Origin of the sequence: Luteococcus peritonei (genome assembly GCF_039526385.1) — a bacterium.
GTDB classification, from domain to species: domain Bacteria; phylum Actinomycetota; class Actinomycetes; order Propionibacteriales; family Propionibacteriaceae; genus Luteococcus; species Luteococcus peritonei.
Genome location: NZ_BAAAIX010000034.1, coordinates 65,979 through 89,602 on the forward strand (window position 1 = coordinate 65,979; position 23,624 = coordinate 89,602).

Here is a 23,624-nt window from a genome sequence, read left to right on the forward strand (position 1 = left end):
CGTCGCCCTCACCGGGTGCGGTCAGGGGGTCGATGCCGGACCCCGAGCCGCCGTCCCCAGCCCTGACACCAGCCGGACCCCCGTCATGCCGACGCCCACGGCTTCTTCCTCACCCACCGCGTGGTCCTCACCGGTGGTCTCTCCACCCGCGGTAGTGGTGGACCGGCCGGTGACGGGCAGTTGGCCACCGACCTGCCGCGGGGCGAGCACCGGCCGACGAATGGGCTGGTCCGTGCTGGATGCGGGACTGGGCCACCGCTACCTGGGCCTGGCGGTGCGCAACTGCGGCCAGGAGGCGATCGTGCTGCCGGCACGGCCGGCCGTGGTGGCGCGCGATGCCCGGGGCGGTGCCGTGCTCCTGCGGATGGACTGGCAGGCGGCCACCCGCCCGCTGCGGCTCGACACCGGGGAGGTGGGCTACCTCAGCCTGCACTGGCTCGGCAACGGCCACTGTGAACAAGGGGCCTCCAGCATCACCGCCACCCTGCTGGGGGAGTCGGTCACCGCGGCCGGCTGCCTGCAGCTGGGCGACTTCGAGACCGAGGAGGCCGGCAGCGACATCTCGTCGGTCGTGCGCCTGGGATGGACCGCCTCACCCGGGCAGTGAGTGGCGGATCACGCCAGCGGGATGCCGTCCTCGGTGAAGCCCGTGAAGCCGTCCAGCACCAACCGGATCCGACGCGCCGAGAGCGGCGAGACCCGCTCGTCCAGCTCCTCGCGGTCCACCCAGTGCGCCTGGCTGATCTCGCGGGGCTCCAGCAGGAAGCCGGTCAGCGCCTCGGCCTCGGTGGGGCCGGCGTCGTAGATGAACTCCAGCGCATCGCTCCAGCCCAGACTGGGCGGCATCCAGTCCACCAGGGCGGGGGAGCCCAGCTCCAGTTCCAGGCCGAGCTCCTCGAAGACCTCACGCTCGGCGCCCAGCCGGGGCGTCTCGTCAGGCTCGACGACCCCGCCGGGCAGCTCCCAGTCACTCTTGTAGGTGGTCTGCAGCAGCAGCACCTGGTTGTGCTCGTTGCGCAGCACCACGTGGGCGATCAGCCGCTTCTTGGGCAGCACCGTCTCCATCACGGCGCTGAAGCCCTGCGGACCGTAGACCGGATCGGTGGCCAGCCGGGCGTAGAGCTGCACGTCCACGTAGTTGCCGTCGGCGGCCTGCTGGGCCTGTCGACGCACGCCCTCACGCCGGAAGCCCGCCAGGTGCAGGGCCCGGCGCGCCATGGTGTCCGTGGCGGGGATCGCCACCTCGAGGCGTCGGACCTGCTGGCCCAGGATCATGTCGTCCGCGGCCAGGCTCACGGCCCGGGCCAGGGTCTCGGCGTCGGCAGCACCCTCCCAGGAGAGGCTGCCGACGTCGCCGGACCGGTGGCCCTGGACCGTGAACTCGTCAGCCACGATCAGGCCAGCCCGGTGTCCCCGGGCAGGGCCGCGCTCTCCTTGGCGTCGTAGCGCAGCCACAGACCGCCCAGCGGCGGCAGGCAGACGGTGGCGCCGGGCCCGTCGCCGTAGGGGGCGCCGCCCTCGCGCGCGATCACCTGGCCGAAGTTGCCGAAGTTGCCGTCACCGTCATAGGCGGTGGAGTCGGTGTTCAGGATCTCGGTCCACACACCGGCCTTCGGCAGCCGGATGCCGTAGGTGTTCTTCGGCTCGGCGGAGAAGTTGAACAGGCAGGCCACGTGGTTGCCCAGGGAATCCTTGCGCAGCCAGCCGAAGACATTGCCGGCGGCATCCTCGGCCTGGATCCACTCGAAGCCCTCCGGCGAGTTGTCCAGCTCGTAGAAGCAGGGCTCGGAGCGGTAGATCTCGTTCATGTCCTTGAACAGGCGCTTCAGGCCGCCGTGGCCCCACATGTCGGCCACCCACCACTCCAGGCCCTTCTCCTCGCTGAACTCGGAGCGCTGGCCGAACTCCTGGCCCATGAAGATGAGCTGCTTGCCCGGGAAGGCCCACATGTAGGAGTAGAAGGCGCGCATGGTGGCGAACTTGCGCCAGTCGTCCTGCGGCACCTTGTTGACCATCGAGCCCTTGCCGTGCACGACCTCGTCGTGGCTGATCGGCAGCACGAAGTTCTCGCTGTAGGCATAGACCATGGCGAAGGTCATCAGGTGGTGGTTGTACTGGCGGTGGATCGGGTCGGCCTCGATGTAGCGCAGCGAGTCGTTCATCCAGCCCATGTTCCACTTGAAACCGAAGCCCAGGCCGTCGTGGTGCACCGGACGGGTGACACCGGGGAAGCTGGTGGACTCCTCGGCGATCATCAGCACGCCGGGGTGGCGCTCGTAGAGGTGCTTGTTGGTGTAGCGCAGGAAGTCGATGGCCTCCAGGTTCTCGCGGCCGCCGAAGACATTCGGCACCCACTCGCCCTCCTTGCGGGAGTAGTCGAGGTAGAGCATCGAGGCGACCGCGTCCACGCGCAGGCCGTCGATGTGGAACTCGCTGATCCAGTACAGGGCATTGGAGACCAGGAAGCTCTTCACCTCGTTGCGGCCGTAGTTGAAGATGTAGGTGCCCCAGTCCTGGTGCTCGCCCTGGCGCGGGTCGGCGTGCTCGTAGAGGGCGGTGCCGTCGAAGCGGCCCAGCGCCCACTCGTCCTTGGGGAAGTGGCCGGGCACCCAGTCGAGCAGGACGCCGATGCCGGCCTGGTGCAGCTTGTCCACCAGGTGACGGAAGTCGTCGGGGCGGCCGAAGCGGCTGGTGGGGGCGAAGTAGCCGGTGACCTGGTAGCCCCAGGAGGGCTCGTAGGGGTGCTCGGCGACGGGCATGAACTCGACGTGGGTGTAGCCCTGCCACTTCACGTACTCCACCAGCTCGTCGGCCAGCTCCAGGTAGGTCAGGCCACGACGCCAGGAGCCCAGGTGCACCTCGTAGACGCTCATCGGCTCGCGGTGGGCCTGGGCGGCCTCACGACGGGCGATCCACTCGTCGTCGCCCCAGATGTACTGGCTCTGGTAGACGATCGAGGCGGTGGAGGGGGCCGACTCGCAGAACTGCGCCATCGGGTCGGCCTTCTCGCGCCAGACGCCGTCCGGGCCCTGGATGCGGAACTTGTAGAGGGTGTCGGTGCCGCGGTCCTCGATGAAGCGGCTCCACACGCCGGTGCCGGGCAGGCGGTACATCTCGTCGCCGGCCCAGTAGTTGAAGTCACCGATCAGCTGCACGGCCTGCGCATTGGGCGCCCAGACGGAGAAGCGGGTGCCGGTGACTGTGCCGCCGTCATCGGTGGGGATGGTCACGACGTGGGCGCCGAGGCGCTTCCACAGCTCGGTGTCGCCACCGCTCTGGAAACCCTCCATGTCCCATCCGGTCAGTCCGCCTGCAAGGTCGTAACCCATCTCAGTTCTCCTCGTCGTCGGTTGTCGCGTCGGGGGCGAGTGCCTCGATCGCACTCATCGGGATGCCGACCCAGTCGGGCCGGTTCCTGGTCTCGTAGACCACTTCGTAGACGGCCTTGTCGGCCACGTAGGCGTCCAGCAGCCCGGTGTCCACCGGACCCGCCTCCTGCTGGTAGGCGGCAAGGAAGGCCTGCTGGGCATCCTGCAGCCAGGCCCGGGCCTCGGCCCCGGTCGGATCGTCGAAGCCACTGGTGGCATATCCGAAGCTGCGCAGCATGCCGGCCACGTCACGCAGCGGGCTGTCGAGCTCCAGCCGCTCGGCGAAGGACTTCATGGGCTCACCCTCGAAGTCGATGATCTTCCAGCCGTCGGCCGTGAACAGGCACTGGCCCAGGTGGAAGTCGCCGTGCACCCGCTGGGCGGTCACGCTGCGCCCGGCCAGCCCGGCGAAGCCCCGGCGCAGGCCCGCCACGTGCCCGGCCAGGACCGGAGCGTCGGCGGCGGCGCGCTCCAGACGCTGCTGCATGGTGGCGGCCAGTTCCTCACCGGATCGGGTGGAGCTGCCGAAGGTGTCGGCCAGCGCCACGTGCACCTCGGCCAGGGCTGCGCCCAGCGCGGCGGCGTGCTCGGAGACTTCGCGGCCCTCGCGGGCGTGCTCCACGGCCAGCTCCCAGCCGTCGTGCGCCTCGCGCAGCAGCTCGCTGATCATCATCAGGTCGACGCGCTCCGGCTCGGGTGCCTCGGCGCCATCGGTCCAGGCCTCGTCGCTGAACGGGGTGAGCGAGCCCGAGACCCAGCCGAAGAGCCGGGCGGCACTGGAGACGTGGGCCCGGCCCAGCGCGTCGTGCATCTGGATGTCCAGGTTGGGCCCGGTCTCCAGCTTGCGGAAGATCTTCATCAGCGCCACGTCACCCAGCAGAACATTGGTGTTGGACTGCTCACCGCCGAAGACTCGCGGCTCCAGCTCCGTGGTGAGGGCGGCGCCGTCCACCAGGGTCTGCTGCCAGGCGTGCGGCACCCGTGATCCCTCGAGCACGGCCGCCAGCACGCCACGCATCGCCTCGACGTCGCGGGGCGCATCGTGCGCGAAGCCCAGCTCCGGCTCCACGGCCGGTCCGATCAGGCAGTCCGCCAACGGCTCGGGCCGGTAGCTGACCAGCAGCTGGTAGTGCTCGTGGCTGCCGTCCGGGTAGCCGACCGTGGCGTACTCGGCGCGCACCCCGTAGGGGTGCTCGGCCGGGTCCACGATCCAGTCCGGCTGCTCCAGGCCCACCAGCTGGCCCTCACGCCCCTTGCCGGCGAACCAGCGGGCGCCCAGGACGTGGTCCTGCAGGGCCTCGACGGGATCGCGGGTGGTGGCCTCGTGCGGCGCGCTCACCGGGTACGCACGCTGAAGATGTGGGCGGGGCTGCCCGGGTGCAGGCTCACGAAGGCGCGCGAGCCCCAGGTCCAGCTCTGGCCGCTCAGCTCGTCGTGCACCTCGAAGACCGCTCCCGGATCCAGGCCCAGCTTGGACATGTCCAGGTAGATCTCGCTGGTGACCGCATTCCACGGCTCCAGGGAGCAGACCACGATGACGCGGTCCTCGCCCTCGGTCTTGCTGTAGACGATCACCTGCTCGTTGGGAGCGTGGTGGAAGTCGATCTTGCGCAGCTGCTGCAGGGCGGGGTGCTGGCGGCGGATCTCATTGAGCCGGCCGATCAGCATCGACAGGTTGGGCTGGGAGTTCCAGTCGCGGGGGCGGTACTCGTACTTCTCGGAGTTCAGGTACTCCTCGCCGCCGGCGCGGAAGACCTCGTGCTCGCACAGCTCGAAGCCGGAGTAGACGCCCCAGCTGGGCGACATGGTGGCCGCCAGGATGGCACGGATCGAGAAGGCGGTCGGATTGCCGGAGTGCAGGAAGGCCGGGTTGATGTCCGGCGTGCTCACGAAGAAGTTCGGGCGGTAGCAGTCGGCCGAGTCCCGGCTCAGCTCGTTGAGGTAGGCCTCGAGCTCCCACTTGGCATTGCGCCAGGTGAAGTAGGTGTAACTCTGGTGGAAGCCCACCTTGCCCAGGGCGTGCATCATCTCGGGGCGGGTGAAGGCCTCGGCCAGGAAGATCACCTCGGGGTTGGTCTGGTGGACCTGGTCCATGATCCAGGCCCAGAAGTCGACCGGCTTGGTGTGCGGGTTGTCCACCCGGAAGACGGTGACGCCGTGGCCGATCCAGAACCTCAGCAGCCGCAGGCACTCGCGGTAGATGCCCTCGCGGTCGTTGTCGAAGTTGATCGGGTAGATGTCCTGGTACTTCTTGGGCGGGTTCTCGGCGTAGGCGATGGTGCCGTCCAGGCGGGTGGTGAACCACTCCGGGTGCTCGGTGACCCAGGGGTGGTCCGGCGAGGCCTGCAGCGCGAAGTCCAGCGCGATCTCCAGCCCCAGGCTCTTGGCCTTGGCCACGAAGGCGTCGAAGTCCTCCAGGGTGCCCAGGTCAGGATGGACGGCGTCATGGCCGCCCTCGGCCGAGCCGATCGCCCAGGGCGAGCCCGGATCCTGCTCGGAGGGGGTCAGGGAGTTGTTGCGTCCCTTGCGGAAGGCCTTGCCGATGGGATGGATCGGGGGCAGGTAGACGATGTCGAAGCCCATCGCGGCCGCAGCCTCGAGCCGCTCGTGGGAGCTGTCGAAGGTGCCGGAGTGCCACTGCTGTCCGGCCTCGTCCCACCAGGCGCCCTGGCTGCGCGGGAAGAACTCGTACCAGCTGGAGAACAGCGCGCGACGGCGGTCCACGCGCAGCGGGTAGGGCTGGGTGGGGGAGACCAGCTCGCGTGGGCCGTGCTCCTCCATGGCACGGGCCAGCGAGCCGGACTGCGCCATCTCCAGCAGCTCGTTGGCGGGCAGCTCGGGCAGGAAGGCGGCGGCCTTGGCCTCCAGCAGGGCTGCGGTGGTCTCGTCGCCGGCCTCGCGGGCGTGCTCGGCGGCCTGGCGAGCCACATCGGCCAGCTCGAGGCAGACCAGCTCGCGGTCCACGTCGGCCTGCAGCTTGGCGACGGCGTTGTGGTGGACGGTGCCCCACACGTCCGACCAGCCCTCCACCTGCAGGGTCCAGTCGCCCTCGGCGTCGGCCTGCGCCCAGCCCTGCCAGATGTCCAGGCCCATCGGCTCCTGCTGGCTCATCGGGAAGCTGCGGCGGCGTCCATCCGGCGCGGTCAGCACGACGGTGGCGTTCACCGCGTCGTGGCCCTCACGGAAGACATTGGCACTCACCGGGAACCACTCGTCGACGACGGCCTTGGCCGGGTAGCGGCCGGCCTCCACGACGGGGGAGACATTGGTGACCGGGATCCGGCCGAAGCCGGGGACCGGGGTGACGGCATCCTGGGGCTGCTCGGCCCGCTTCGGGGCCGTGCGCGTGGGCTCGACGACGGAGGCGCCGCGGACGGGGTTCTGGTGGCTGCTCACCGTCCCACCCTAGCGAGCACGCCGGGGGTGCGCGAGGGTCCGTTCACCGATGGCGGAGCCCGTCGGCAAGGGCCTGTCCGATGTGCCTGCCAAGCATTGGCTGAGAATGTCTTTGAACGTGACAAGGGCTGTCGCGGCGAGCGCCCGCCGGTTGGTCACCGGCCGCCACGCGGAGCCCTGGATTCGTTACGCTCGTGTGTGTGACCACACAAGTTGACCAGACCACCCACCACGAGCCCTCTGACGAGTCGCCTCGCCTGGGCCGCCACATCGGCCCCCAGTGGGCACCCACCCACCCGGTGGCCAAGGCCCCGGTGGGCACCCCGCCGCCCACCGTCGACGGCTTCGTCAAGGAGTTCCTGCACGAGCTCAACTCCAACCAGGGCGTCTCGCTCAGCGACTCGAGCGTGAACGACCAGTACATGGCCCTGGCCTCCACGGTGCGCAACTACCTGATGGCCCGTTGGCTCGAGACCGAGCGCGGCAACCGGGAGAACCCGAGCAAGGGCGTCGCCTACCTCTCGGCCGAGTACCTGCTGGGACGCCAGCTGGGCAACAACCTGCTCTCCAGCGGCCTGATCGACATCGCCGAGGAGGCGCTCAAGCAGTGCGGCATCGACTTCGCGGTGCTGCGCTCCCAGGAGGTCGAGCCCGGCCTGGGCAACGGTGGCCTGGGCCGTCTGGCCGCCTGCTTCATCGACTCGCTGGCCACCATGAGCGTGCCCTGCATCGGCTACGGCATCCGCTACGAGTACGGCATCTTCCGCCAGACCTTCGTCGACGGTCGCCAGGTGGAGCAGCCGGACAGCTGGCTCGCCCTGGGCTGCCCCTGGGAGTTCGCCCACCCCGAGCACGGCGTGCAGGTGAACTTCGGTGGCCGCACCGAGAAGTCCACCGACGAGCAGGGCAAGGAGAAGACCACCTGGATCCCGGACTGGAATGTCATCGGCGTCCCCTACAACTACATGGTGCCGGGCTACCTGAACGGCCGGGTGAACACCCTGCGGTTGTGGAGCGCCCAGGCCACCAAGGCCTTCGACCTGCAGATCTTCAACTCCGGTGACTACGCCACCGCGGTGCGCGCGCAGACCTTCGCGGAGAACATCTCCAAGGTGCTCTACCCCGAGGACTCCACCCCGCAGGGCAAGGAGCTGCGCCTGCAGCAGCAGTACTTCTTCGTGGCCTGCTCGCTGCACGACTACATCCACCACGTGCTGCCCGAGGGCTTCGACCTGCACCAGCTGGACGAGCGGATCATCTTCCAGCTCAACGACACCCACCCCGTCATCGCGGTGCCCGAGCTGATGCGCATCCTGGTGGACGAGGAGGGCTTCGGCTTCGAGGAGGCCTGGGAGGTCACCCAGCGCTGCTTCGCCTACACCTGCCACACCCTGCTGCCCGAGGCGCTGGAGGTCTGGCCGGTGGAGATGCTCGGTCGCCTGCTGCCGCGCCACCTGGAACTGATCTACGCGATCAACGACCACTTCCTGGAGCAGGTGCGCGAGCGCTACGGCAACGACGAGATGCGCGTGCGTCGCATGTCCATCATCGCCGAGCACCCGGAGCGTTCCGTGCGGATGGCCTACCTGGCCACCATCGCCGGCTCGAAGGTCAACGGCGTCGCCGCCCTGCACAGCCAGCTGCTGCGCGACAAGGTGCTGCCGGACTTCAGCGAGTTCTGGCCGGAGAAGTTCACCAATGTCACCAATGGTGTGACCCCGCGTCGCTTCGTCCGTCTGGCGAACCGCTCGCTGTCCACCCTGATCTCCGACTCCATCGGCAAGGGCTGGGTGAACAACCTGGAGCGGCTGCGCGAACTCGAGCCCTACGCCGAGGACCCCGACTTCCGCAAGGCCTTCCGCGAGGTCAAGGCCGGCAACAAGCAGCGGTTGTCGAAGCTGCTGGCCGACCGCGACGAGATCGTGCTGCCCGAGGGCCACATGCTCGACGTGATGGTCAAGCGCCTGCACGAGTACAAGCGCCAGAGCCTCAAGCTGCTGCACCTGGTGACCCTCTACAACGAGATCATCGAGGGCCGCTTGGATCCCGACACGCTGCAGGGCCGCACCATGGTCTTCGGCGCCAAGGCCGCCCCCGGCTACAAGATGGCCAAGGACACCATCCACCTGATCAACAAGGTGGCCGAGGTGGTCAACGCCGACGAGCGCGTCAAGGGCAAGCTGTTCATCGCCTTCCCGGCGAACTACAACGTGACCCTGGCCGAGAAGCTGATCCCGGCGGCGGACCTGTCCGAGCAGATCTCGCTGGCCGGCATGGAGGCCTCCGGCACCGGCAACATGAAGTTCGCCCTGAACGGTGCGCTGACCATCGGCACCGACGACGGCGCGAACGTCGAGATCCGCGAGCACGTCGGCGACGAGCACTTCTTCCTGTTCGGGATGACCGAGCCGGAGGTGGCCGACCTGGGTGCCAAGGGCTACGACCCGGGCAGCTACTACGAGAGCGACCCGCGCCTGAAGGGGGCGATCGACCTGATCGCCTCCGGCGCCTTCTCCGGTGGCGACCGCCGCACCTTCGAGCCCATCGTGTCCAACCTGCTCACCCAGGACCGCTTCATGGCCCTGGCCGACTACGCCTCCTACATGGACGCGCAGGAGCGGGTGGAGGCCTACTATGCCGACGAGGACGCCTGGACCCGCAGTGCCATCCTGAACGTGGCCCGCAGCGGCTACTTCAGCTCGGACCGCTCGATGAAGGACTACATCCGCGAGATCTGGCACACCACCCCGGTGCTGTGACCGTCCGCTGAGACGCGACGAGGGCGGCTCCCCCTGGTGGGGGAGCCGCCCTCTCGTCGTTCCTGGGGCCGGTGCGGCGCCGTGCCGGCCACCGCGCCGGTTCAGAACTCCTGATCGGCCTGCGGCGTCTCCGGCTCGACGGGCTCGACCGGCTCGAAGTCGTCGACGACCGGGGTGGGACGCGAGGCGCTGACCTCACAGCGCAGCAGCGTGACGCTGCGACCGGGCAGGTCGAAGACCTGCATCGGTGCGATCGGCGACTCCGGCAGCTCGGAGCGGTGGGCCGTGGTGGCCACCACTTGGTAGCTGCGGGCCCAGGGCTCCCCGGGCAGGCGCACCTGCACCGCATTCGGGGCGCCGTTGTAGTAGGTGAGGAAGGCGGAGTCCTGGTCGGAGACGTACATGCCCAGGTGCAGGCGACCCTCGTCGTGCCACTGGTCGTCGCGCATCTCGCCGTCCCAGCCGTCCAGCCAGGCCAGGTCGTAGCGGCCCAGGCCGTGGCCGTCGGCGTCGAGGACCTCCTCGTGCTGGCGGTAGCGGTTGCTGCGCAGCACCGGGAAGTCACGACGGGCCTTCAGCAGGGTGCTGGTCAGCTCGGCGAGGTCGCCCCAGGTGTCCAGCGTGTCCCAGTGCACCCAGGACAGCGGCGAGTCCTGGCAGTAGGCGTTGTTGTTGCCTCCCTGCGTCCGGCCCATCTCGTCACCGGCGGTGATCATCGGCACACCGGTCGACAGGATCAGCGAGGCCATCATGTTCTTGACCTGGCGGTGGCGGAAGTCGTTGATGCCGACATCGACGGTCTCACCCTCCCAGCCGCAGTTCCAGGAGCGGTTGTCGTCGGCACCGTCGCGATTGCCCTCGCCATTGGCATCGTTGTGCTTGATGTCGTAGGTGACCAGGTCGCGCATGGTGAAGCCGTCGTGGGCGGTGATGAAGTTCACCGAGGCCTCGGCCGAACGCCCGTTGTGGAAGAAGATGTCGGGCGAGCCGGACAGCCGGGTGGCCAGCGCCGAGACGCCACGGGTGGCGCCGCGCCAGAAGTCGCGCATGTAGTTGCGGTACTGGTCGTTCCACTCGCTCCAGCCCTCGCCCCAGGAGCCCACCTGGTAGCCGTAGGGGCCCATGTCCCAGGGCTCGGCGATCATCTTGATGCCCTCGAAGGCCGGGTCGCTGGCGATCCGCTGCTTGAACAGGTGGTTCTGGTCCACGTGGTGGTTCTCGTCGCGGATCAGGGTGGTGGCCAGGTCGAAGCGGAAGCCGTCGACGCCCATCTCGGTGACCCAGTACTTCATCGAGTCGATGATCATGTTCAGCACGCCCGGGTGGGAGGTGTCCACCGAGTTGCCGCAGCCGGTCACGTCGTAGTCGTTGCGCAGGTCATTGGTGAGGCGGTAGTAGCCCTGGTGGTCCAGACCGCGGAAGCTCAGCGTCGGGCCCTCGTGGCCACCCTCGGCGGTGTGGTTGTAGACCACGTCGAGCAGCACCTCGATGTCTGCCTCGTGCAGCTTGGTGACCATCTCCTTGAACTCGGTCACCTGCTGGCCCAGCGTCCCGATCGAGGCGTAGGCGGCGTGCGGGGCGAAGAAGCCCAGGGTGTTGTAGCCCCAGTAGTTGCTCAGCCCGCGGCCCACGATGAAGGGCTCGGAGACGAAGTGGTGCACCGGCAGCAGCTGCACGGTGTTGATGCCCGTCTCGTGCAGGTAGTCGATCACCGCGTCGTAGGCCATGCCGGCATAGGTGCCGCGCATGTGCTCGGGAACCGAGGGGTGCAGGTTGGTGAAGCCCTTGAGGTGGGTCTCGTAGATGACGCACTCGTTGAGCGGGCGACGGCGCGCGATCGGCGCCGGCGGCGGCGTGTCCTTGACCACGACACTGAGCGGGACAGAGGCGAAGGAGTCGCGCGGGTCCGGCAGGTAGTTGGACTCGGCGGTGTGGTCCAGGATCGGGCCGGAGTAGTCGACGCCGCTGGTGATGGCGCGGGCATAGGGGTCGAGCAGCAGCTTGGCCGGGTTGAAGCGCATGCCGGCGTCGGGATTCCAGTCGCCGTGCACCCGGTAGCCGTAGCGCTGGCCGGCCTCGATGCCGGGCACATGGACGATCCACACGCCGTCGGGATTGCGGGCCATGTCGATGTTGTGCTGGCTGCGGTCCTCGGCCACGAGCGCCAGCTCGACGCGGTTGGCGCGCGGCGCCCACAGGGCGAAGCGGCAGCCGCCGTCGAGCAGCTGGGCGCCGAGGATCGAGGAGTCGATCGGCGCGTCGGTCTGTTGAGTCATGGGTTCCATGCCTTCTGCTGGGCAGGCGAGGAGCCAGCCCAGACTGATGTCGTGTGAGTGGACCGGCGCGGTACCGGACGGACGTCCGTCACCGCGCTACAGGTTCGGCGCCCGCAGCTGCGGACCGAGACATCTGTCCCGGTCCCGCCGGTCCGCGGGCGCGAAGACCCATATTGCCACTTCACCGCAACTCTACGGTCATCGCGGTCGCCCGCGGGGACCCCCCGCACAGGTGGCGCACAGTTGGCCGGCTGTCTCGCGCGACCCCTGGCGCGCTAGCGTCACGGGCATGGCTGACCTCGACCCCACCGGATCCGGGCGCACCTACCTGGACCACGCCGCCTCCGCCCCCCTGGTGCCCGCCGCCCTGGACGTGCTGGTCCGTACCTCAGCGGTGGCCGGCAACGCCTCCGCGCTGCACACCAGCGGACGCGCCGCGCGCGCCGTGCTGGAGGAGGCCCGTGAGCAGCTGGCGGCGGCCGTGGGGGCCCACCCCAGCGAGGTGGTCTTCACCAGCGGTGGCTCCGAGGCCGACTCCCTGGCGCTGTGGGCCGGGCTGCAACGTGCCGGCAGGGACCGGGTGCTGGTGGGCGCCACCGAGCACCCGGCGGTGGCCGGCGCGGTGGGGCGCTTCGACAGGGTCGAGCGGCTGCGCTGTGACCGCGACGGGCTGCTGGACCTCGAGGACGCGGCCCAGCGGGTCGACGAGGGCACCGCCCTGGTGAGCGTGATGCGGGTCAACAACGAGACCGGCACCGTCCAGCCCCTCGACGAGCTCTCCGAACTGACCCACCGCCGGGGCGCCTGGCTGCACACCGACGCCGTGCAGGCGCTGGGCCACGTGGAGCTGGACTTCGCCTCCTCGGGGGCCGACATGATGAGCCTGTCCGGGCACAAGGCGGGCGGACCGGTGGGGATCGGCTGCCTGCTCGCCCGACGTGAGGTCCAGCTGCGGCCCTACGGGCTGGGAGGCGGCCAGGAGCGGGAGGTGCGCTCCGGCACCCAGCCGGTCAGCCTGGCCGCCAGTTTCGCGGCCGCCGCCGAGCAGGCGGTGGCCGACCTGGTGAGCGAGCGCGAGCGGCTCACCGGGCTGCGCAACCACCTGGTGGAGCGGATCCGGGCCACCATCACCGGCAGCTGGGTCAACGGGGCCGAACAGGTGAGCCCCGCGATCTGCAATGTCACCTTCGCCGACACCCGCGCCGACGACGTGCTGATGCTGCTGGACCAGGCCGGGATCGACTGCTCCACCGGTTCGGCCTGCCGCGCCGGCGTGCACCAGCCCAGCGAGGTGCTGCTGGCGATGGGGCGCAGCGTGGAACAGGCCTCGGCCTCGATCCGCTTCAGCTTCGGCCCCGGCACCACGCTGGCCCAGGTGGACGCGCTGGCCCACCTGCTGCCCGACGTGGTCAGCCGAGCCCGGGCCGCACTGGCCGCCGGGTAGTCTGGCCCGTCGGGCGGCAGCACGCCGCCGGTCGGCGAGAGGGGAGCGGCATGAAGGTCCTGGTGGCCATGTCCGGTGGGGTGGACTCCGCCGTCGCCGCCGCACGCATGGTGCGCGCCGGCCACGAGGTGACCGGCGTCCACCTGGCGCTCAGCCGCAATCCGCAGAGCTTCCGCACCGGGGCCCGCGGCTGCTGCTCGCTGGAGGACAGCCACGACGCCCGTCGGGCTGCTGACCGGCTCGGCATCCCCTTCTACGTCTGGGACTTCGCCGAGCGCTTCGCCAGCGACGTGGTGGACGACTTCGTCGCCGAGTACGCCGCCGGACGCACGCCCAACCCCTGCCTGCGCTGCAACGAGAAGATCAAGTTCGCCGCCGTCCTGGAGCGCGGCCTGGCGCTGGGCTTCGACGCGGTCGCCACCGGCCACTACGCGCGGCTGGAGCGCGAGGGTGACCAGGTGGCGATGTACCGCGCGGCCGACCCGGCCAAGGACCAGTCCTACGTGCTCGGCGTGCTCGACCAGCAGCAGCTGCAGCACTCCCTCTTCCCGCTCTGCGACGCCCTGAAGAGCGAGATCCGCGCCGAGGCGCGCAACCTGGGCCTGGGCGTGGCCAAGAAGCCCGACAGCCACGACATCTGCTTCATCCCCGACGGCGACACCGCCGGCTGGCTGGCGCGCAGCCTGGGGGAGAGCCCCGGGGAGATCGTGGACAGCGAGGGCCAGGTGGTGGGCAGCCACACCGGCTTCCACCAGTTCACCATCGGCCAGCGGCGCGGCCTGCACCTCGGGGTGCCCGCCCCTGACGGGCGGCCCCGGTTCGTGCTCGACATCGAGCCGGTCACCAACACCGTCACGGTGGGCCCCCGCGAACTGCTGGCGGTGCGCAGCATCGAGGGCATCCGCCCCACGTGGACCCAGGGGCGGCCCGAGGGCAACTGGCGCGGCATGGCCCAGGTGCGCGCCCACGGCGAGGCGATGCCCGCCACGATCAGCGCCGACGAGCACCGGATGCAGGTGCTGCTCGACGAGCCCGCCACCGGGATCGCCCCCGGCCAGGCCGTGGTGGTCTACGACGGCGACCGCGTGGTGGGCAGCTCCACCATCGACGCCACCGGGAGGGACTGATGTACGCCACCGGCAACGGCTCGCTGCCCGGCAGCGACATGCCCGGCGCCCTGCGCCACGTGCTGGGCAGCTTCGAGCACGCCTGGCTGCCCGAGCTGCCCGCCCGCGGCATCGGCGCCGACATGGTGGGCCGCACCACGGCCCTGCTGGTGGGGCTGGGGGTGGACCTGCAGCCCCAGGGCTGGCGGCTCACCGATGCCAGCGGCGTGGACCACGGTCGGGCCCGCGGCCTGCTGCGGCGCGACCTCGACGAGCTGGAGGAGGCCGCGCAGGCCTTCAGCGGCACCATCACGCTCACCGCCGCCGGACCGTGGACCCTGGCCGCCTGCCTGGAACGGCCCCGCGGCGACAAGGTGCTGGCCGACCACGGCGCCCGGCGGGAGCTGGCCGACTCGCTGGCCCTGGGGCTGGCCGACCTGGTGGTCGAGATGGGCCGACGCCTGCCGGCCGCGGCCTTCACGGTGCAGCTCGACGAGCCGCTGCTGCCCGCGGTGCTCTCCGGGAGGGTACCCACCGCTTCCGGCTTCTCCCGGCTGCGTGCCGTGGACCGGCCGCTGGCCTCCGAGTTGCTGGGCCGGGTGACCGGCCGCCTGGAGTCACCGACACTGCACTGCTGCGCTCCCGGGCTCGACCTGGACCTGGTGGGCCGCAGCGGAGTGGCGGGCGTCGCCCTGGACGTGGACCAGCTGCGGGGAGCCGACCTGGACCAGGTCTCGGCCTGGATCGAGGACGGCCGCCAGCTGCGGCTGGGCCTGGTGCCCACCGCCCGCCCCGACGAGGTGCTGTCCGCAGACCGGGTGGTGGAGCGGGGCCTGGCGCTGCTGCGACCACTGGGGCTGGACCCGGCACTTCTGGTGGAGCAGGTCTCCATCTCCCCGGCCTGCGGGCTGGCGGGCTGGAGCACGGCCGCCGCCGCACGGCAGGACGAGTACCTGCTGCAGGCCGCGGACCTGCTGGCCGAGCAGCTGCAGCGCTAGTCTGGTCACCATGCGCGGCTTCTCCGACCTCGACCTGAACGGGTCCACGACCCCGGCCCGGGTCTGGCCCAAGGTGGGCGAGTGGGGCCCCGAGCGCGTCCCCACCACGCAGGCCAAGAAGCGGTTGCGGATCTGGATGGGCCTGGGCTTCGTCGCCGCGGTGGCTGCGGTGTGCGGGCTGGGCTGGTACTTCTACCGCATCCTCAACGGCTTGGCCTGAGCGACGCCGGCCTGGCGGTCACGGGGCCAGTGCTCAGGCCAGCGAGGCGATGTGGTGCAGCCGTCGCAGCTCGGAGTCCAGGAAGTCCGGCCCGCCCTGCCGGGCCACCACCAGGCAGCGGCTGCGCACCGGCACCACGGCCACCACGGTCTCGGGCCACAGCGGCAGCCAGCCGGCCGGCAGCACCACGGTGTGCAGGGTGTCCAGGCCGCCCAGCCAGTCACGGTCGCGGGGCATCTCGTCGGGGGCCTGGGCGCTGCCGTGCAGCAGCTGGCCGCTGTCGGCGTCCAGCATGGCGGCCCACTGGCTGCGGAAGACGACGGGGGCGCGCTCGGTGAGCACCTGGCTGCTGCGGGAGGGCTCCATGGACATCGCGTTCAGCAGTTCGATGTCGCCCTCGATGCCCCAGGAATCCGGATAGCGGGAGACCCAGAGCACCTGCACGCCGTCCAGGTCGTTGCACTCGCTGACCAGCAGGTCCACCAGGCTTCCCGGCGGCATGGTGAGCATGAAGTCGTCGACGACGAAGCCCTCGCCCTTCTCGACGATCTCGATGGCGCTGATGTCGGCGCCGGCCAGGCCCATGGCGGTGGCCACCGTCCCCAGGGAACCGGGACGGTCGGGCAGCTGGACACGGACGAGGAGCATGCGCCCAGTCTTGCGCGATCGTCCAGCCGCTCCGGGCACCGACCGCAGGATGGGCGTGGCGAGGTGCGGATGGACTTGTCAGCCCCGCCCCCTAGGATTGGCCAAGTGCTCGCGCACACCCATCCGACGCACCACCAGGAGAAGACATCGTGGCCCTGACGCCGCAAGATGTGGCCCGCCTCGCGGGCCTGGCCAGAATCGACCTGACCGACAAGGAGCTCACCCGGCTCGCCCCGCAGCTCGACGCGGTGCTCGACGCCGTGACCAGTGTCTCCCAGGTGGCCGGGGCCGAGATCGAGCCCACCTCGCACGCCCTGCCGCTGACCAATGTCTTCCGTGCCGACGAGGTGAAGCCGTCGATGAGCCCGGCCCAGGTGCTCTCCGGCGCCCCTGCCGCCGAGGACGGCCGCTTCCGCGTGCCCCGCATCCTGGACGAGGAGGCCTGATGCCCACCACCAGCCAGATCCTGGCCGCCCCCGCCGCCCAGCTGGGTGAGTGGATCGCCGCCGGTGAGACCACCTCGGTGGAGGTGACCACCGCCTTCCTGGACCAGATCGAGGCCGTCGACGGCCAGGTCCATGCCTTCCTGGCGCACGACCGCGAGGACGCGCTGGCCCAGGCCCGCGCCGTCGACGAGCGGCTCGCCGCCGGTGAGCGCCCCGGCCCGCTGGCCGGCGTCCCGGTGGCCGTGAAGGACCTGCTCTGCTACTCCCAGCTGCCCACCACGGCCGCCTCGAAGATCCTCGAGGGCTGGGTGCCGCCCTATGACGCCACCATCGTCACCCGGCTGCAGTCGGCCGGCCTGGTGGTGCTCGGCAAGACCAACCTGGACGAATTCGCGATGGGTTCCTCCGGCGAGAACTCCGCCTACGGCGCCACGGCCAACCCGTGGGCGCTGGACCGGATCCCCGGCGGCTCGGGCTCCGGCTCGGCCGCGGCGCTGGCCGCCTGGCAGGCCCCGCTGGCGATCGGCACCGACACCGGTGGCTCGATCCGCCAGCCCGCCGCGCTGACCGGCACGGTGGGCGTCAAGCCCACCTATGGCGGCACCTCGCGCTACGGCGTGATCGCGATGGCCTCCAGCCTGGACCAGCCCGGCCCCTGCGCCCGCAACGTGCTCGACACCGCCCTGCTGCACGAGGTGATCGCCGGGCACGACCCGATGGACTCCACCAGCATCGACGCCCCGGCCCCGGCCGTGGTCCAGGCCGCCCGCTCCGGTGATGTCACCGGCCTGCGGGTCGGCGTGGTGCGCGAACTGGGCGGCGAGGGCTATTCCGAGGCCGTCGAGCAGGCCTTCCGCGAGGCCGTCGCCGCACTGGACGAGGCCGGCGCCGAGGTGGTGGAGGTGAGCTGCCCCAACTTCGAGTACGCGCTGGGCGCCTACTACCTGATCATGCCCGCCGAGGTGAGTAGCAACCTGGCCCGCTACGACGCCATGCGCTACGGCCTGCGCACCGGCGACGACGGCAGCCGCTCCACCGAGGAGGTGATGCGCGCCTCGCGCGGCGCCGGCTTCGGCGACGAGGTGAAGCGCCGCATCATCATCGGCACCTACGCCCTGTCCAGCGGCTACTACGACGCCTACTACGGCTCGGCCCAGAAGGTCCGCACCCTGATCAGCCAGGACTTCGCGGCCGCCTTCGAGCAGTGCGACGTGCTGCTCAGCCCCACCGTGCCCACCACCGCGTGGAAGCTGGGGGAGCGGCTGGACGACCCGCTGGCCATGTACAAGGCGGACCTGTGCACCATCCCGTCGAACCTGGCCGGCAATGCCTCTGCCTCCTTCCCCTGGGGGCTGGACGAGGCCGGCCTGCCGGTGGGCGTGCAGGTGATGGCACCCCCGATGGCCGACGACCGGCTCTACCGCGTCGGAGCGGCGCTGGAGAAGGCCCGCGGCGGCGAGCTGATGGCCCAGGCGCCCGCGCTGGCCGGCAGCCTGAAGACCGAGCAGAAGGACGAGGTGGCCAAGTGAGCGGATACTTCGACGGCGAGCTGATGGACTACGACGAGGTCATCGAGCGCTTCGACCCGGTGCTCGGCCTGGAGGTCCACGTCGAGCTGAACACCGCCTCCAAGATGTGGTGCGGCTGCTCCACCGACTTCGGCGGGGAGCCCAACACCCGGGTCTGCCCGGTCTGCCTGGGCCTGCCCGGATCGCTCCCGGTGGTCAATGCCACCGCGGTGGAGTCGGCCATCCGGATCGGCCTGTCGCTCAACTGCCAGGTGGCCGAGTGGAGCCGCTTCAGCCGCAAGAACTACTTCTACCCGGACATGCCGAAGGACTACCAGATCAGCCAGTACGACGAGCCGATCTGCTTCGACGGGCACGTCGACGTCGAGGTGGAGGGCCAGAACTTCCGCGTCGAGGTGGAGCGCGTCCACATGGAGGAGGACACCGGCAAGAGCCTGCACGTGGGTGGCTCCACCGGCCGGATCCAGGGCGCCGAGTACACCCTGATGGACTACAACCGTGCCGGCGTGCCGCTGATGGAGATCGTCACGAAGCCGATCACCGGGTGCGGCGAGTACGCCCCACAGGTGGGGCGCGCCTACATGGCCTACCTGCGCGACATGATGAAGGCGCTCGGCGTCTCCGAGGCCCGCATGGAGCAGGGCAACATGCGCTGCGATGCGAATGTCTCGCTGATGCCCAAGGGCTCGACCACCTTCGGCACCCGCACCGAGACCAAGAACGTCAACTCGCTGCGCTCGGTGGAGGGTGCCCTGCGCTTCGAGATGACCCGCCAGGCCGCGATCCTGGCCGGGGGCGGCAGCATCAAGCAGGAGACCCGGATGTGGCAGGAGGACGGCGGCTACACCACGCCGGGCCGATCCAAGGAGGAGGCGGAGGACTACCGCTACTTCCCCGAGCCCGACCTGGTGCCGGTGGCCCCCTCGCGTGAGTGGGTGGAGCAGCTGCGTGCCACCCTGCCCGAGCCGCCCGCCGAGAAGCGCAAGCGCCTGGTGGCCGAGTGGGGCTTCAGCGAGCGCGAGATGGGCGATGCCGAGGCCGTCGGTGCCGTGGCCCTGATCGAGCAGACGGTGGCCGCCGGAGCCGGCCCGCAGAGCGCCCGCAAGTGGTGGCTGGGCGAGCTGGCCCGTCGCGCCAACGAGGCCGGTGTGGAGCTGGATGCCGTGGGCATGAGCCCCGCCCAGGTGGCGGAGCTGCAGCAGCTGGTGGAGGCCGGCACCATCAACGACAAGCTGGCCCGCCAGGTGATCGACGGCGTGCTGGCCGGCGAGGGTGAGCCGGCCGCCATCGTCGAGGCCCGCGGCCTGGCCGTGGTCAGCGACGAGGGCGCCCTGTCCGAGGCGGTCGACGCCGCGATCGCCGCGAATCCCGATGTCGCCGAGAAGGTGCGCTCCGGCAAGGTGCAGGCCGCCGGTGCGCTGATCGGCCAGGTGATGAAGGCCATGAAGGGCCAGGCCGACGCCGCGCGGGTGCGCGAGCTGGTGCTGGAGAAGCTCTCCTGAGCTGGACCGCATGACGGGGCGGTGGGCTGGTGCCCACCGCCCCGCTGTCGTCCCTGCCGCCGACCACCAGTGACCGGTCGTCGGCGCTGACCGTCCGGCCCCGGGCCCGGTTCGAGCCCGGGGGAGCGGAGGTGGTTGGATGTGCGTGGCCCTCGCGGGCCAAGAGTTCTCCAACCTCTGCAAAAGGAACCTCCACGTGAGCACCACCACCCTCGACGCCGGGCTGCGGCCCGAGGACGAGAAACTTCCCGTCGCCACCGCCTTCCTGTACGGCTTCCAGCACATCCTGAGCATGTACGGCGGCGTCATCGCCATCCCGCTGATCATCGGCACCGCGGCCAAGCTGCCCCCCGCCGAGGTGGGCATGCTGGTGGCCTCCGCCCTGTTCGTCTCGGGCCTGGCCACCCTGCTGCAGTCGCTGGGCCTGCCCGGCCTGGGCTCCAAGCTGCCGCTGGTCAACGGCACCACCTTCGGCGCCGTCTCCACCATGCTGGCGATCATCGCCTCCGGCGGCGGGCTGCCGGTGATCTACGGCTCGGTGATCGTGGCCGGCGTGATCGGCTTCCTGCTGGCCCCGCTCTTCAGCCGGATCCAGCGCTTCTTCCCGCCGGTGGTCACCGGAACCATCATCACCGCCATGGGCATCTCGCTGCTGCCGGTGGCGGCCGGCTGGATCACCAACCAGGACCCGGGCGGCGCCTCGCTCACCAACCTGCTGCTGGCCGGCTTCACGCTGGCCGTGGTGCTGGTCTGCACACGGATCCGCCAGCTGGCCCGCGTCGCCATCCTGGTGGGCATCGTGGTGGGCACCGTCGTCGCCGCCCTCTTCAGCCAGGCCGACTTCAGCCAGGTGGGCCAGGGCTCGGTCTTCGCCTTCCCCAGGCCCTTCCACTTCGGCGCGCCACGCTTCGAGCTGGGCGCCATCATCTCCATGACCATCGTGATCGTCGTGACCCTGATGGAGATCATGGCCGACCTGTTCGCCGTCGCGAAGGTGGTCGGCACCCGCGTCGACGAGAAGCGGATCGCCAACGGCCTGCGTGCCGACATGCTGGCCACCATCCTGGCGCCGCTGTTCAACTCCTTCCCGCCCACCGCCTTCGCGCAGAACGTCGGTCTGGTGGCCGTCACCAAGGTGAAGTCGCGCTACACCGTGGCGGCGGGCGCCGTGCTGCTCCTGCTGCTGGGCATGTTCCCGCTGCTGGGTCGCGTGGTGGCCTGCGTCCCCTCGGCCGTGCTGGGTGGTGCGGGTGTGGTGCTCTTCGGCTCGGTGGCCGCCGCCGGCGTGCAGACCCTGCAGCAGGCCGACTTCGAGCGGGGCAACAACATCTTCGTGGTGGCCACCTCGCTGGCCCTGGTGATGTTTCCGATCGCGGTGCCCGCCTTCTACGCGCAACTGCCCACCTGGCTGGGCATGATCCTGGGCTCGGGCATCTCCGCGGCCGCGCTCAGCGCCGTCGTGCTCAACCTGTTGCTCAACGGTCGCCACGCCACGCGCGGTGCCCTGGGCGACGAGATGGAGGCCGTGCCGGCACCGGAGCCCTTCGAGGGCTGAGGCAGACGTGGAAGGGCCCGTGCGCAGCAGCGCACGGGCCCTTCGCCGTCCCCTCAGCCGCAGCGGGGCAGCAGGTGACGGTAGGCGTGGCGGATGTGGTGCTCCACCAGGTCGGCGGCGGCCTGTTCGTCGCCGGCCAGCACCGCCTCGAGCACCGCACCGTGCTGCTCCGCCAGCCCCTGCTCGAAGTCGGTCCAGTCTCCCAGCGCCTGCTCGGCGCGCTGGATGGGGGAATGCACCGCCCGTCGGATCGCCACGGCCAGGTCACTGAGCAGGATGTTGTCCCCGGCGCGGGCGATGGCCATGTGGAAGTAGGTGTCGAGCCGGTTGGACTGCCCCGGGGCGACGGCCTGCTCCATCGAGGCCTGCAGGGCCCGTGCCTGTTCCAACGACTCGAGGTGGCGGTGCCGCACCGCCGAGGCGGCGGCCGCCCGTTCCAGGGCCATCTCGAAGCCGCCGCTGGGGGAAGGCTTGCGCTCGGCAGGCACCGGCCACCTCGTCTCTGGTCGGGAGCCGTTCACTTGGTCGGACCAAAGTTGACGAACTGCATCGAAAAGTTTCCCACGGTCCTTGACCCGAGTGTGGTCCGTCCTTAGGGTGCCATTGGAAGGACCAATGGCGACGACGTGGTCGCCGCGGCTTTCTCCTCCAGCACCAGACCCCGGACAACGGAGTTCAGATGATCCTTCTTGACGTCTTCACCCCCGACAGCAACCCACTGGGGCGGCAGTGGCTGTCGGCCCTGGCAGCCATGCTGCCGATCCTCACCATGCTCATCACCCTGGGTGCGCTGCGCTGGAAGGCCCACCATGCCGGCATGCTCAGCTGGGCCGTCGCCCTGCTGGTGGCCGTCACCGCCTTCGGCATGCCCATCCCGCTCGCTCTGGCCAGCAGCGTGCAGGGCTTCGTCTACGGCCTGTTCCCGATCGTGTGGATCCTGCTGGCCGCCATCTGGATGTACCAGGTGACGGTGATCAGCGGTCGCTTCGACGACCTGCGCCGCACCTTCTTCCTGATCAGCGACGACCCTCGCGTGCTGGGCATCCTGATCGCCTTCTGCTTCGGCGGCCTGCTGGAGGCACTGGCCGGCTTCGGTGCCCCGGTCGCCATCGCCGCCGCCATGCTGATCGCGGTGGGCTTCGGCAAGCTGCGCGCCGCCGTCACCGCGCTGGTGGCCAACACCGTCCCGGTGGCCTTCGGCGCGGTCGGCCTGCCGGTGCTGATGGCCGCCCGCACCTCCAACCTGGACGTCTCGGTGGTGGCCAATGTCACGGCTCGGATCTGCGCCCTGCTCTGCCTGGTGGTGCCCTTCCTGCTGCTGGGCATCATGGACGGCCGCAAGGGCATCAAGGAGTGCTGGCCCTTCGGCCTGTTCGTGGGCGTCGTCTTCGGCCTCACCAAGTGGATCGTGGCCGGCACCGCCGTCTACAACCTCACCGAGGTCTTCGCGGCCGTGGTGAGCGTGGCGCTGGCCATGGTCTTCCTCAAGTTCTGGCAGCCCAAGGGCGGCCAGGAGGCGGCCCAGCGGGTGGGGATCCCGATGGATCCCAGCGTGGAGACCGAGCCGGCCATCGCGCAGCAGACCGACACCGCCGGGCTCGACGGGCGCCGCATCCTGATGGCGCTGGTGCCCTACCTGCTGGTGATCGCGGTCTTCGCCGTGGCCGCGCTGCCCGCGGTCAAGAAGCTGCTGGCCGCCGGCGACGTGAAGTTGGCCTGGCCGCTGCTGCAGGGCCTGACCACCGCCTCCGGCACCCCGGCCGCGCACCGCACCTACACCCTGGCGCTGTTCAGCCAGCCCGGCTTCCTGCTGGCCCTGGTGGCGCTGCTGGTCGGGCTGGTCTACCGGGTGCCGATCGGCGAGGTCTTCGCCGAGCTGTGGCGCAATGCCCAGAAGATGAAGCTCTCCGCGCTGACCATCGGCATGGTGGTGGCCCTGGCCTACGTGATGGGCGATTCCGGCCAGACCCTGGCCCTGGGCCTCTTCTTGGCCGGTGCCGGCGCCGTCTACCCCTTCGTCGCCCCCGTGCTGGGCTGGATCGGCACCTATGTCACCGGCTCCGACACCTCGGCCAACATCCTGTTCAGCAACCTGCAGTCCGGCGTCGGTCAGCAGATCGGCGTGGGCTCGCACCTGGGCGTCGAGCCGATGCGCGGGCTGCTGGTGGGCTCTGGTGCCTCCGGTGGCGTGGTGGGCAAGATGATCTCGCCGCAGTCGCTGACCATCGCCGCCACCGCCATCGGCCTGGCGGGCGGGGAGTCGGTGATCCTGCGCAAGGTCTTCACCTACTCCATCGTGCTGCTGGCGCTGATGTGCCTGATCGTGGGCCTGATGTCCACCCCCGTGCTGTCCTGGATCCTGCCGTGATCCCCACCT

At 70.2% G+C, this 23,624-nt stretch carries 18 protein-coding genes; 11 read left to right on the top strand and 7 right to left on the bottom strand.

Annotation, left to right across the window (positions count from 1 at the left end):
* The first annotated feature begins 232 nt into the window (after positions 1 to 232).
* Entirely contained in the window at positions 233 to 607 is a 375-nt protein-coding gene (locus tag ABD073_RS14435; protein ID WP_343875739.1) for a DUF4232 domain-containing protein, read from the top strand.
* Positions 608 to 615: 8 nt separating this feature from the next.
* Here ABD073_RS14435 and ABD073_RS14440 read toward each other — a convergent pair whose 3' ends face one another.
* Genes ABD073_RS14440 through ABD073_RS14455 form a run of 4 tightly spaced genes read right to left on the bottom strand, consistent with a single transcriptional unit; the run spans position 616 to position 6,764 of the window.
* Complete coding sequence (locus tag ABD073_RS14440; RefSeq protein WP_343875740.1) at positions 616 to 1,392, bottom strand: NUDIX hydrolase; 777 nt, start codon at positions 1,390 to 1,392, stop codon at positions 616 to 618.
* Between the two features lie 2 nt (positions 1,393 to 1,394).
* Complete coding sequence (gene glgB / locus ABD073_RS14445) at positions 1,395 to 3,329, bottom strand: 1,4-alpha-glucan branching protein GlgB (protein ID WP_343875741.1); 1,935 nt, start codon at positions 3,327 to 3,329, stop codon at positions 1,395 to 1,397.
* Position 3,330: 1 nt separating this feature from the next.
* Positions 3,331 to 4,707, bottom strand: coding sequence for a maltokinase N-terminal cap-like domain-containing protein (locus tag ABD073_RS14450; RefSeq protein ID WP_343875742.1), 1,377 nt, complete (start codon positions 4,705 to 4,707; stop codon positions 3,331 to 3,333).
* Positions 4,704 to 6,764: an alpha-1,4-glucan--maltose-1-phosphate maltosyltransferase gene (locus ABD073_RS14455; protein WP_386751674.1), complete on the bottom strand. Its 2,061-nt coding sequence runs from the start codon at positions 6,762 to 6,764 to the stop codon at positions 4,704 to 4,706. The genes ABD073_RS14450 and ABD073_RS14455 overlap by 4 nt, the downstream gene beginning before the upstream one ends.
* Before the next feature lie 200 nt (positions 6,765 to 6,964).
* On the opposite strand from ABD073_RS14455, the gene ABD073_RS14460 reads away from it, so the two are divergent.
* Positions 6,965 to 9,523 (top strand): glycogen/starch/alpha-glucan phosphorylase, encoded by a 2,559-nt coding sequence (locus ABD073_RS14460; protein WP_343875744.1) that lies wholly within the window; start codon positions 6,965 to 6,967, stop codon positions 9,521 to 9,523.
* Between the two features lie 101 nt (positions 9,524 to 9,624).
* Here the strand turns inward: ABD073_RS14460 and glgX are convergent, their stop codons facing one another.
* Entirely contained in the window at positions 9,625 to 11,799 is a 2,175-nt protein-coding gene (gene glgX / locus ABD073_RS14465; protein WP_343875746.1) for a glycogen debranching protein GlgX, read from the bottom strand.
* A 289-nt stretch (positions 11,800 to 12,088) separates the two neighbouring features.
* On the opposite strand from glgX, the gene ABD073_RS14470 reads away from it, so the two are divergent.
* Genes ABD073_RS14470 through ABD073_RS14485 form a run of 4 tightly spaced genes read left to right on the top strand, consistent with a single transcriptional unit; the run spans position 12,089 to position 15,567 of the window.
* Complete coding sequence (locus tag ABD073_RS14470) at positions 12,089 to 13,243, top strand: cysteine desulfurase family protein (RefSeq protein WP_343875748.1); 1,155 nt, start codon at positions 12,089 to 12,091, stop codon at positions 13,241 to 13,243.
* A 50-nt stretch (positions 13,244 to 13,293) separates the two neighbouring features.
* On the top strand, positions 13,294 to 14,370 hold the full coding sequence (mnmA, locus tag ABD073_RS14475) for a tRNA 2-thiouridine(34) synthase MnmA (RefSeq protein WP_343875749.1): 1,077 nt from the start codon (positions 13,294 to 13,296) through the stop codon (positions 14,368 to 14,370).
* Entirely contained in the window at positions 14,370 to 15,347 is a 978-nt protein-coding gene (locus tag ABD073_RS14480; protein WP_343875751.1) for a uroporphyrinogen decarboxylase/cobalamine-independent methonine synthase family protein, read from the top strand. Before mnmA ends, ABD073_RS14480 begins: the two co-directional genes overlap by 1 nt.
* Before the next feature lie 10 nt (positions 15,348 to 15,357).
* On the top strand, positions 15,358 to 15,567 hold the full coding sequence (locus ABD073_RS14485; protein WP_343875753.1) for a hypothetical protein: 210 nt from the start codon (positions 15,358 to 15,360) through the stop codon (positions 15,565 to 15,567).
* A gap of 33 nt (positions 15,568 to 15,600) precedes the next feature.
* Here ABD073_RS14485 and ABD073_RS14490 read toward each other — a convergent pair whose 3' ends face one another.
* A complete protein-coding gene (locus ABD073_RS14490) occupies positions 15,601 to 16,215 on the bottom strand; it encodes an ACT domain-containing protein (protein WP_343875755.1) in 615 nt (204 codons plus the stop codon).
* Positions 16,216 to 16,364: 149 nt separating this feature from the next.
* Between ABD073_RS14490 and gatC the strand changes: the two genes are divergently transcribed.
* From gatC to ABD073_RS14510, 4 genes are all read left to right on the top strand, one after another.
* Entirely contained in the window at positions 16,365 to 16,661 is a 297-nt protein-coding gene (gene gatC / locus ABD073_RS14495; RefSeq protein ID WP_343875756.1) for an Asp-tRNA(Asn)/Glu-tRNA(Gln) amidotransferase subunit GatC, read from the top strand.
* Positions 16,661 to 18,190: an Asp-tRNA(Asn)/Glu-tRNA(Gln) amidotransferase subunit GatA gene (gene gatA / locus ABD073_RS14500; protein ID WP_343875757.1), complete on the top strand. Its 1,530-nt coding sequence runs from the start codon at positions 16,661 to 16,663 to the stop codon at positions 18,188 to 18,190. The genes gatC and gatA overlap by 1 nt, the downstream gene beginning before the upstream one ends.
* A gap of 23 nt (positions 18,191 to 18,213) precedes the next feature.
* Positions 18,214 to 19,692 carry an Asp-tRNA(Asn)/Glu-tRNA(Gln) amidotransferase subunit GatB gene (gene gatB / locus ABD073_RS14505; RefSeq protein ID WP_343875929.1) on the top strand — a complete coding sequence of 493 codons (1,479 nt, stop codon included), beginning with the start codon at positions 18,214 to 18,216 and terminating at the stop codon, positions 19,690 to 19,692.
* A 196-nt stretch (positions 19,693 to 19,888) separates the two neighbouring features.
* On the top strand, positions 19,889 to 21,247 hold the full coding sequence (locus tag ABD073_RS14510; RefSeq protein WP_343875758.1) for a nucleobase:cation symporter-2 family protein: 1,359 nt from the start codon (positions 19,889 to 19,891) through the stop codon (positions 21,245 to 21,247).
* A 53-nt stretch (positions 21,248 to 21,300) separates the two neighbouring features.
* On the opposite strand, the gene ABD073_RS14515 is transcribed toward ABD073_RS14510, so the two are convergent.
* Positions 21,301 to 21,735 (bottom strand): FadR/GntR family transcriptional regulator, encoded by a 435-nt coding sequence (locus ABD073_RS14515; protein ID WP_343875759.1) that lies wholly within the window; start codon positions 21,733 to 21,735, stop codon positions 21,301 to 21,303.
* A gap of 191 nt (positions 21,736 to 21,926) precedes the next feature.
* On the opposite strand from ABD073_RS14515, the gene ABD073_RS14520 reads away from it, so the two are divergent.
* The gene (locus ABD073_RS14520) at positions 21,927 to 23,615 is read left to right on the top strand and encodes an L-lactate permease (RefSeq protein WP_343875761.1); all 1,689 of its coding nucleotides are present in this window, start codon (positions 21,927 to 21,929) and stop codon (positions 23,613 to 23,615) included.
* Positions 23,616 to 23,624: the final 9 nt, after the last annotated feature.